10 protein-coding genes are annotated in these 11210 nt (G+C 38.2%); 9 read left to right on the plus strand and 1 reads right to left on the minus strand.

Annotated elements, in window-relative coordinates:
• Together L950_RS35320 and L950_RS11255 are read left to right on the plus strand one after the other, a co-directional pair.
• Entirely contained in the window at window positions 1–426 is a 426-nt protein-coding gene (locus L950_RS35320; RefSeq protein ID WP_021189981.1) for a DUF5703 domain-containing protein, read from the plus strand.
• A 93-nt stretch (window positions 427–519) separates the two neighbouring features.
• Window positions 520–1764, plus strand: coding sequence for a glycosyl hydrolase family 95 catalytic domain-containing protein (locus tag L950_RS11255; RefSeq protein ID WP_156169660.1), 1245 nt, complete (start codon window positions 520–522; stop codon window positions 1762–1764).
• Between the two features lie 172 nt (window positions 1765–1936).
• Here L950_RS11255 and L950_RS11260 read toward each other — a convergent pair whose 3' ends face one another.
• Entirely contained in the window at window positions 1937–2605 is a 669-nt protein-coding gene (locus L950_RS11260; RefSeq protein ID WP_021189983.1) for an HAD family hydrolase, read from the minus strand.
• A 262-nt stretch (window positions 2606–2867) separates the two neighbouring features.
• Here L950_RS11260 and L950_RS11265 point away from each other — a divergent pair, with 262 nt between their 5' ends.
• The 7 genes from L950_RS11265 to L950_RS11285 form a co-directional block, all read left to right on the plus strand.
• On the plus strand, window positions 2868–3623 hold the full coding sequence (locus L950_RS11265; protein WP_021189984.1) for an MgtC/SapB family protein: 756 nt from the start codon (window positions 2868–2870) through the stop codon (window positions 3621–3623).
• A gap of 582 nt (window positions 3624–4205) precedes the next feature.
• Window positions 4206–4796 carry an RNA polymerase sigma-70 factor gene (locus tag L950_RS11270; RefSeq protein ID WP_021189985.1) on the plus strand — a complete coding sequence of 197 codons (591 nt, stop codon included), beginning with the start codon at window positions 4206–4208 and terminating at the stop codon, window positions 4794–4796.
• Between the two features lie 67 nt (window positions 4797–4863).
• Entirely contained in the window at window positions 4864–5685 is an 822-nt protein-coding gene (locus L950_RS11275; RefSeq protein ID WP_052764391.1) for a FecR family protein, read from the plus strand.
• A gap of 76 nt (window positions 5686–5761) precedes the next feature.
• Entirely contained in the window at window positions 5762–6019 is a 258-nt protein-coding gene (locus L950_RS26400; RefSeq protein ID WP_021189986.1) for a FecR domain-containing protein, read from the plus strand.
• A 153-nt stretch (window positions 6020–6172) separates the two neighbouring features.
• On the plus strand, window positions 6173–9073 hold the full coding sequence (locus tag L950_RS11280; RefSeq protein ID WP_197086385.1) for a SusC/RagA family TonB-linked outer membrane protein: 2901 nt from the start codon (window positions 6173–6175) through the stop codon (window positions 9071–9073).
• The gene (locus L950_RS30000; protein WP_197086386.1) at window positions 9016–9681 is read left to right on the plus strand and encodes a hypothetical protein; all 666 of its coding nucleotides are present in this window, start codon (window positions 9016–9018) and stop codon (window positions 9679–9681) included. The genes L950_RS11280 and L950_RS30000 overlap by 58 nt, the downstream gene beginning before the upstream one ends.
• A gap of 23 nt (window positions 9682–9704) precedes the next feature.
• A partial coding sequence (locus tag L950_RS11285; protein ID WP_197086387.1) for a RagB/SusD family nutrient uptake outer membrane protein occupies window positions 9705–11210 on the plus strand: 1506 nt, incomplete at its 3' end.

Here is an 11210-nt window from a genome sequence, read left to right on the forward strand (position 1 = left end):
ATGGAAGAACTTGCTTCTACCTGGCTCTATAGAACCGGAGTTCCGGACGGGGCAGAAGCCTGGGAATCTGCAGATGTTTTTCTTAAAAAAAAGGATGTTATTGCTTGGTATCACCGAAATGCCTATAGCAGTGTGCCTGTGCACATTAAGAAACAAGGAATGGAAGACTATGCGAATCAGATTATTGATCCCTTGAAGGATAATACTTTTGGAGGTTATATCAAAGCTTCAGGTTTAGTAAGTCTTTCTGATAGCGTTTTACACACCAAGAGACCATTAAAAAACATTGATATTCGGATAGCCGGCTATACCCGGCAAACGCCTGATCCGGCAACTTGGGAAAAGGAAATTGCTGGATGGATTGCTCAGTCTCCTAGTCCTAAAAAAGCCTATGAACAAACCGCTAGGTGGTGGACAAATTTTTGAAATAGAGGATGGATTGATATCAATAATGATTCCGATAGTTTATCAACGTACACCCAGACTTATATTCTGTCTAAATATCAGATGGCTTGTCAGATGCGGAATGAATTTCCTGCTCGATTTCAAGGAGGAATTTTTAATGTAGATCCTAAGTATGCCTATTATGGGCCAGATTTACGTCAGAAAAATTATTCAGCAGATTATCGATTTTATGGCGTGAATTACTGGTGGCAGAACGTGCGCTTTTTATACCTGCCACAGTTTGCACAGGGTAATTTTGACATGATGAAACCGTTTTTTGATTTTTATATCAAGCAAGCGAAGACTTTTGAGGCCAGATCAAACAAATATTATGGTGCATCGGGTATCTATATGCAGGAATGTATCAGTACATTCGGCTTGCCGGGAATGGGCGATTTTGGATTGGAATCCGATGTATATTCTGAAGAATATACAAAAGATATATGGCAGCAATGTTTAGAAATGTCGGTGATGATGCTCGATTATTATCACTATACTGGAGACGAAGCATTTTTAAAAACAAAAGCGTTGCCTTGGGCACGAAAAGCACTTCAGTTTTACAATACACGTTTTAAGAAAGATGAGCAGGGCAAGTTACATATTTTTCCAAGCCACGGATTAGAAACATATTGGACGGATGTTGTCAATGATATGCCTTCTATTGCCGGACTACATTATGTATTAGAAGAACTTTTAAAACTACCTCAAAGTACATTAACTCCTGAAGATAAACAGAATTGGACTACTATGCTGTCCACTATTCCCGATCTGCCGAAGAAAAAGGATAGTCTTGGGAATGTTGTGGTGGACAATGCCGCTTTTTATAATCCTCAAAGAACAAATTATGATGCACCGGATTTATATTGTTTATTTCCATTTCGGATTTATGGGATCCATAAACCCAATATTAAAGAAGTTGAGCGAGCCTATTTCAATATGCCCAATCCAGGTCGGGTATGCTGGTATCAAACAGGAATTTTTGCGGCTCGTTTGGGTCTTGCAGCAGAAGCTGCCAAAGATATTAAAGCCCGTAGCGGTGCATATCTAAAAGGTTTTCGATTTAAAGGATACATGGATAGCCCGCACGATTGGAATCCAGACTATGACGGTGTTGGCAATATGATGAATACCTTACAGGAGATGTTAGTTCAATGTGACGGAGATAAGATTTATATGTTGCCGGCTTGGCCAAAAGACTGGGATGTGAATTTTAAAGTACATGCTTTTAAAAACACGGTTATTGAAGGTACTTATAAAAATGGGAAAATGGAACTCTTGAAAGTGATGCCCGAAAGTAGAAGAAAAGATATCATCTTTTAATGAGATGCCTCTTATAGAAATATTGAAAAAATCGAATCATAGTGCATGAATAGAGATAGTTTTAAAATACTAATTATTTATACACTTATGAAAAGCCACATCGCGTTGACTGTGAATAAAAAGAGTCTAACTCTTGGTGATGCAACGTAGCGATGTGCTTTTATGGTTTTAATTATTTTAACGATATCGAAGATGATGTCAAAATATCCAGCAGTTGCTTCGGTTCATCAATAATAAATGTTGCTCCATGTCGCCTCAATTCATCGACTTCCCGAAAGCCCCATGAGACCCCGATTGCTTGCACACCAGCATTGTTGGCAGTATCCATATCGACCGACGAATCACCGACATAAAAACAATCATCAGGTTTTACGTTCAGTATATTGAGCGTATCGAATACAATATCAGGATTGGGTTTAGCCGGATGTCCATTTCGATGACCCAATATCAGATCAAATGAAATCTCTGAAAAATATTTTGCCACCAATGGCAGGACAGCCTCATGATATTTATTAGATGCAATCGAAATTAAATAACCTGACGATTGCAGATCTTGTAATAATTGAATAATACCGGCATATGGTTTAGTATGGCTCTCGGCTTTTTCTTCGTAATATTTCTTAAATGCTGAAAGTAGGTGGGTTATAGTATCGTCTGTCCTCGCATCTTGAGGCAGTGCTCTTTCGATAAGCATTCGGACACCATTCCCTACAAATTTCTTGTAAGATTCAAGAGGATGAGTTGGATAACCATATTGCTCAAGGATCATATTGCAACTATCACCCAAATCTTGTAACGTATCTAATAATGTTCCGTCTAAATCAAATATTATAAGCTTCATGCCTTAAATCTAATAAAAATGATCTAAAAACAATTTTGTGTATATACGATTTGATTGCTATAGTGCTACTTAAACATAAACGAATTTATACAAAGTATGGTCGATGGGCGTGGTCATTGATCCTTTCAGAAGTTTATTGATCGCACTCAATAGAAGTAGAAATTAACATAAAATCATAATAATTGGATAAAGCTCTTTTAAGTGAAGATTTCATATCTACTTAAAGAAGTAAAGACTAACTTTAAAAAGATATTTTGCAAGCATGAACATTCAATTTTTACTCATACAAACTGGTTATTTAGATTCGGTCGATTTTATTACTCGAATTGCGATCGCATTTGCCTTAGGACTTTCAATAGGAGCAGAACGTCAGTGGCGGGACAAGAGCGCCGGACTACGTACAAATGCGCTGGTATCCATTGGAGCCGCCGCATACATGTTGTTATCTGTATACCTATATGGTGCAGATGGTGGCGATCCAGGACGTATTGCAGCACAGATTGTGACGGGCATAGGATTTCTTGGCGCAGGTGTTATCATGAAAGATGGATTGACGATACGTGGACTCAATACCGCCGCAACGATTTGGTGTTCGGCCGCGGTCGGCACGTTATGTGGTATGGCCTTATATATCGAAGCTACTATTGTGACCGGCGCGATCCTGTTTACTCATATTGCAATGGGACCTTTTAGTGATTGGTTAGGAGCATTAAAATCGTATAAAAGCAGAAAAGTACAGGAAGCCTTTTATTTAATCAAAGTAACCTGTAAAGTTGAAGATGAAACGGATATCCGGAGTCATATTGTTGGTCAGATTGAGAATAGACATACATATTTGCTACGATCTGTCTTACGCAATGTATCTGTCGAGAATGCAAACACAGTCATATTAAATGTAAAACTTTCCACCGTTGGTAAAAGTGACGATAAGATTGAAGAACTGATTTTTGAATTGACCAAAGTAAAGCACGTTCAGGAAGCAAGTTGGTTTTATTTAGGTAATTCTATGGAGAATTAAATCAGTGGTTTGCTTTTTTATCGCCATATGTTCTTTTTATAAAATGCAAGAGAGATGGATAGTCAGACAAGATTATCCATCTCTTTTAGTATTTTCGAATAACCAAAAACCATCTTTTTTTATCCGGAATTAGGTAAGTTCCAAAGATTGAAACTCCACTTTCTTTATCAGTTCGCCATTATCATAATAGTTTTAGCTTTATTTAGGCTAAAAGCAATTCTTTCTTTGTAATATCACTGAACCTTATTTATATTGCATTTATATTGCTATTACTTGTTGTATTGGTCATACCTGCGATCTCTTATATTTATCGTAATAAAATCTCTAGGTGAAATGATTTGATTAGGTTTTGTTTCTCTGTTCTTGGTTAATAATAGCGGAAAGTTCGTTGATTGAGCTTTATTTTGCAATTATTTCCTGAAGGTTGACCTGTTTCGATTTTAAACTATCTTTTAAATGAATTTTTTGTACTGATGTAAACTTTCAGAATTGTTTTTATATCTACGGTGATATTCGTAAGTTTATCAAATCATTCAAACCAATTCTGATTCAAATTTCAAAGAATTGAATCTGTATCGACTTATGAAGCGTTATGATGAATATTCAGATATTGAACTGCTTGATCTTATGAAAAAAGATCATGAGCAGGCACTTTCTGCGCTTTATCACCGCTATTGGAACAAATTGCTTGTTGTTGCGGCTCATCGGCTTGATGATATTACGATAGCAGAGGAATGTGTACAAGATCTATTCTGTAGTTTATGGAGCCGTAGGCATACATTGGTTCTTCGATTCTCATTAGCGACATATCTTTCTGTAGCGGTAAAATATCAGGTAATTAAACAGCTGGATCTCCAATACCGTAAGGCTGAGCAAAAAGAAAAGTATATTTCCGATTATGCCTCATCGATTAATCTTCCATCGGCAGATGAATCCATTTTAGAAAAAGAAATGATTGAACGTATTTCTGCTGCTATCAATAGATTACCAGATAAATGTCGCATTGTTTTCAAATTGAGCCGTGAAGAAGGAATGCCTAATAAACAGATCGCCGTTGAATTAGGTATTGCAGAAAAAACAGTTGAAGCACATATCTCCAAAGCTTTAAAAGAATTGCGTACTGATCTGGTCACAATTTCTCCGCTTGTGTTATTCTATTTATTCGAAAAATAATTTTTTTTCATCTTGACTAAGGGTCGGTCTGATTTTTCAGTACTATATCTTCAAATTACCCCAAATTATGATTCAAGAATACGACAAAGAACTTTTGTTGAAGATAGCCTATAAGCTAAAACTAGGTCAAGCTAGTCCTGAGGAACAGGATTATTTTGACCGTTGGTATCGTGAACACAAGGATGATATCTTAGAACTACCTGAGGGTTATGTACCATATGTGGAAATGATCCGCGATCGTATGCATGAAAATATTATGTATAGAATAACTGCAGAACAATTTCCAAAGAATAAAAAATATCCAAAGAAATGGTGGAGTATTGCGGCCGCAGCTCTCCTTATTATGGGTTTGCTTTTTTATTTCCAAAACAATGGAAATGTAAATGGAAGTGATCCTAAACAAGCGGCTGTAGATACTGTCATATTGCCGGGTACGCAATCTGCAACGCTTACATTATCAGACGGCAAGGAAATAAAATTATCCGAGATCAAGACTGGTGAAACGGTAAAGGCAGATGGTGCTCTGATTACTAAAGCTGCAGATGGCAATTTGATATATGAGGTTGATCATACATTTACTGGAAGAATGAAATTAAATACCGTTGCAACTATGAACGGAGAAACCTATACCATCAACCTTCCTGATGGTACGCTGGTATGGTTAAATGCTGGATCATCCTTAAAATATCCTGTTGTTTTTGATAAAAAGGAGCGAAAGGTAACCTTGACAGGTGAAGCTTATTTTGAAGTAGCGTCGAATAAAAAAGTCCCTTTTAGCGTTGTCAGCGGAAAACAGACTGTAGAAGTATTGGGGACTCATTTTAATATCAATGCTTACGATAATGAAAAGTATATAAAACAACTTACTGGAAGGACGTGTAAAGGTTAAAAATGACGATGTAGTTTCAATTTTAAATGTAGGGCAGCAGTCTCGCGTTAACAAAGAGAAAGATGGAATTGATGTCTTGGAAGTTGATCTGGAGGAAGCAGTGGCTTGGAAAGAGGGATATTTTAGATTCAATAATGAAAGTATTGAAAGTGTCATGAGAAAAGTTGCACGATGGTACAATATCGATGTTTCATTTCAAGGAGTGATATCTAAAGAAAAATTTAATGGTACGGTATCTCGAAATAAGGATATAGATCAGGTATTGGAAATATTGGAATTGACGAATGCGGTGCATTTCAAGATCAAGGGAAGGAGGGTTATTGTGATGGAATAGCTATACCACTATAGTAATCAAAGAAAACCAGGATTGACGCTAATCAAAATCCTGGTCTTGTTTGGACGATTTAATTTATTGCTAATGTATTATAAACCACGAATATCAGCCATCTGGACAATGTATTGATATTCGTATAACCAAACTTAACAAATGTATGAAAATTTAAGACCAAATCTACGGCCTTTTACTATGGGCGTAGCTAAAATCCTATTGGTTATGAAACTGATTGTTGTATTAATGATTGCCATGGTACTCAGGGTGAATGGAAGCTCATTTGCTCAAAATGTAACATTGTCGGAGCGAAATGCTCCGCTGGCAAATATCTTGGAAAAGGTTAGAAAACAGACGGGTTATGATTTTCTGGTGACTGAGAGTATGTTGATTAATGCTAAACCGGTTACCATTAATGCTAAAAATGAAAAGGTATCAACAGTTTTGACTAAGATCTTTGAGCATCAGAATTTAAATTTTAAAATTAAAAATAGTTCGATCATTGTTAGTAGTAAGCCGGTATCCTTAGAAGTTGAAGAAACTCAGAAACCGGTGCAGGATAACCTATCGGGTAAAGTTGTGGATAGCAAAGGAATGCCGATTACGGGTGCTACGATTAAAATTAAGGGTGGTACGCAAACGGCGGTGAGTGGTGAGGGCGGTCGGTTTCAACTGCGTACTGCTGATAAGAATGCGACACTTATTGTTTCATTTGTGGGGTATGAAACTCAGGAAGTTCGTGCAACAGCTGCAAATTTAATCATTACAATGACCCAAACTATGAGTGGTTTGGATGAGGTGGTTGTGGTTGGTTATGGTACTCAGAAAAAAATTAACCTAACTGGCGCTGTCAGTTCTGTTGGTTCTGAAGTACTTGAAAATCGTATGATTACGAACATAGGTGCTGGTTTACAAGGTGCAGTTCCTAACCTAAATATCGGAATTTCCAATGGTCGCCCAGGTGCTGGTGCTAATTTTAATATAAGAGGCTATACTTCGTTGAATGGTGGCGGACCACTTATTCTTGTCGATGGTGTTCAGATGGATCCCAATCAGCTCAATCCGCAAGATGTGCAGAACGTAACGGTTCTAAAAGATGCAGCAGCATCTGCTATTTATGGAGCACGTGCAGCATATGGAGTTGTTTTGATCACGACCAAAAATGGAAACTATAATTCGGGAACACGTGTCAATTATTCTTTCAATCAAGGTTTTTCCAGACCGACCACTATTCCAAAGACGGTCAATTCTTTAGAATATGTAGATATGTATAAATATGCGGATCTGACGGGTAACCTTTCTGGTGGTGGTCGTGGATCGGAAGTTTGGACAGATACTGATATTGAAAAAATGAAGGAATACATGGCCAATCCAATTCCTGAAAATGCGGTCTATATTGATCCAAGTAATCCTACACGCTACCGTTATGTTGGCAATACCGATTGGTGGGAAGAAATGTTTCCGGGATGGGCGCCTATGAGCGAACACAATTTGGGTCTGACTGGAGGTAGTGAGAAAATAAAATATCACACTTCACTGGGATACTTAAATCAAGGTGGTTTGTTTAAATCGGCGAACCAAAAATACAAGCGTTATAATGTCAATATGGGATTGGAGACTAAGGTAACCTCTTGGTTGGATCTGAATGCTAAGGTTCGTTTAAATCGTAAGGAGGATGACAAGCCCGCGCGATCTGCCGCTATTGAGGGTATTTTTGGAGATCGTATTGCGACAGATTTAAGACCTAATATTCCGATTAGACATCCAGATGGTCATTACTCGGGCCAGGGTAGTACGACCAATCCATTTGCTATGAACGAGTATAATGGACGTGATACTTATCAATCCGACGATATCTGGTTGACTGGGGGATTCAATATTCATCCGCTTAAAAACTTTAAAGTGGTTGGGGATTTGACTTGGAATAGCTATAATTATAACAATAAGATCAACACAAAATCATATGATGAATATGGAGCGGTTCCTGCTGGTCAAGATCCTACAAATCCGGACAATGCTTATCTTGTAGGACCTTACCCACATAACCGTGTGCCTTGGGTTTCTGAGAGTAACTCAAAGGATCGTTATACAGCGATCAATATTTATGCTGAGTATGAAAATACCTTCGCTGAAAAGCATTATCTAAAAGCTATGGCAGGATATAACAGGGAAGAAAAGATTTATAGTAATTTTAGTGCACGTGCTAAAAACCTATTGAATCAAGATTTTCCATACCTCAATTTAAATAATGACGATAAGCCTATCGTAGGCTCTCTACCGTTGGATTGGGCGCTTTTGGGACAGTTTTTTCGCGTTAATTATATATATGATAATCGTTATCTAATAGAAATCAACGGTAGACATGATGGTTCTTCACGTTTTGCTGCAGATAAACGCTATGTCTTTAGCCCTTCGGCAAGTGTTGCATGGCGCCTTTCGAATGAAGAATATTTAAGTTTCTTGAAACCAACTTTCAACGATTTAAAAATCAGGGCTTCTTATGGTACACTACCTAATCAAAGTATTGATTTGAATAGCAATCCGACTAATGGTTCACTATACCCATACATTGCGACGATGCCTTATGGTACGACCAATTATATATTTGGAAATGCTAACCAATCCTATATTACAGCTCCTGGACTTGTAAGTACGTTGTTTACCTGGGAAAAAGTAACGTCTAAGAATATCGGTTTAGATTTCGCCCTGTTGGACAATAAATTGAGTGGTTCATTTGATTTATATCGCAGAGATACCCGTGATATGTTGGTGGGTGGACAGCCTTTGCCAGCGATTCTGGGTGTTGGAGCTCCTAATAGAAATGCGGCGGATCTGAAAACAACAGGCTGGGAGTTTGAAGTTAAATACAACAATAAGATCAATGACTTCAACTATTTTGTCAGCTTTAATATGAGTGATAATAAGGCTAAGATCACCAAATATGACCTTAACCCAACGGGTGAGTTAACGTCACATTATGTCGGCAAGCAAATCGATGAAATATGGGCTACACTTCCAATGGATTATATCAGAGTGATGCCGAAGCGAATGATGGCTTGAATAAAGAACGACTTTTTTCGGGAACGTGGCTTGGTGGTGACGTTCGTTTTGAAGATTTGAATGGGGATAAAAAAATTGATAATGGTAGCAATACGTTAAGTAATTCGGGTGATATGCGTATTATCGGTAACCAAACTGCTCGATACTCCTATGGTATGCGTTTCGGTGCTGATTATAAAAACTTTGATTTATCGGTATTCTTGCAAGGTGTAGGACGTCGTGATGCGGTAGTAGGTGGTACTTATTTTTATGCATTTGGTGGTGGTGAATGGGATGTGCCAACTAAAAATCAAATGGACTTCTGGACGCCAGAAAATCAAGATGCGTATTTTCCACGTCTCCGTTTTGGAGGGAATGGTAATACGGTGACTTCGACCCGTTATCTGCAGGATGCTTCTTATATGCGCATCAAAAATATCACGATCGGTTATTCTGTGCCAAGTTTGATTTTGAAACGAGCGAAAATTGAAAAGATCCGCTTATTCTTCTCTGGAGAAAACTTGTTCACCTTTACCAAGATGTTTGACAATTTTGATCCAGAGCAATTAGACAGAACTGCGTATCCATTAAGTAAAAATATCTCCTTTGGAGCTCAAATCACATTCTAGCCATGAAATACAACCATAAATATTTGAATATATTGCTCGCTTCAGGTCTTTTCTTTAGTCTGAATAGCTGTAAGGATGATGGATTTTTAGATCGTTATCCTAAAAATGAATTTAGTGAGGTGACATATTTTAAAAGTGAAAACGATTTAAAATTGTTTGCCAATCTATTTTATAATAATTTACCATTTGTGAACAATTATTCGGCTGATAATAATTCGGATAATATGCTTCCAGCGACTTCAGATGCTTTGTTGGGCGGTACAGTTTCAGTCCCTTCTGCTGGCGGAGGTTGGGCTACTGATGACTGGCTCCCGATTCGTAGATGTAATTACTTCCTTAAGCGTTATGAACAAGTACAATCGACCAATAAGGAGCGTTATGCTGCCGAAGTGCGTTTTTTTCGGGCACTCTTCTATTGGCAAAAAGTAACGGCTTTTGGTGATGTTCCATTGGTACTATCGGATCTGGATGAGACCTCTCCAGAATTGTATGGACCTCGTGTCAAGCGTAATGAAGTGATGGATCAGGTTTTGTTGGATTTAACATATGCCGCGAGTAATCTACCTGAAAAAGGTTCTGAAGAAACGGGGCGCCTAAATAAGGATATTGCAAATGCTTTGTTGTCACGAATCGCTTTATGGGAAGGAACTTTTCGTAAGTATCACGGCTTGGGCGATCCACTGCCTGTACTGCAGGCTTCGTTAACGGCTTCTGAGGCTTTGATAAATGGTGGAAAGTACCGTTTGTATACTACAGGAAATGTGGATAAAGATTATCAAGATTTATTTACGCAGACTGATCTGAAACCAAACCCTGAGTCGATTATGCATTGGGCTTATATTATTGGAACTTTGACGCAAGGTTATACGCGTACTGCAAATGAGAATAATACAGGTGTCAGTAAGGATCTGATGGAGGCTTACTTGTATAAAGATGGAAAACCTAGCGGTTTGACTTCTTTTCCAACGGATGATAGCGAACCTGCTAAAGAAGCGGAGAATAGAGATCCTCGGTATAAGCAAACGGTTGCCAGCCCGGGTTTTATCTATCGGATAGGTACGAGTACGGTTGCACCACTTGCTTATGGGCTACCTTTGATCGGAACGTCTCAGACTTCTAGTGGATATTGGTTAATCAAAGGGCGGTCAAGTGATCCTGTTCAAGAGATTGCGAATCAATCGGATATTGATGCTTTTATTTTTAGATATGCAGAGGTATTGCTGAATTATGCAGAGGCGAAGTATGAAATTAATAAAACGCTAAGTCAAACTGATCTGGATAAAAGTATTAATTTACTTCGTGACCGTGTAGGTATGCCACATTTAACAGCAATGGTTTCAGCAGACCCACGTGCGGTTGATTATGGATATGTGGTGACTCCTTTACTGTACGAAATACGTCGAGAGCGCCGCATCGAACTCATGGGAGAGGGATTTCGATTGAATGATATAAAAAGATGGAAAGCCGGAAAACTTATCGAAGGTATAAAAACGGTGAGGGGAATGAAGCTGGATGCTGATTTGAGGAAA

The sequence above is a fragment of the Sphingobacterium sp. IITKGP-BTPF85 genome, from assembly GCF_001006065.1.
Taxonomy (GTDB): Bacteria; Bacteroidota; Bacteroidia; order Sphingobacteriales; family Sphingobacteriaceae; genus Sphingobacterium; species Sphingobacterium anhuiense.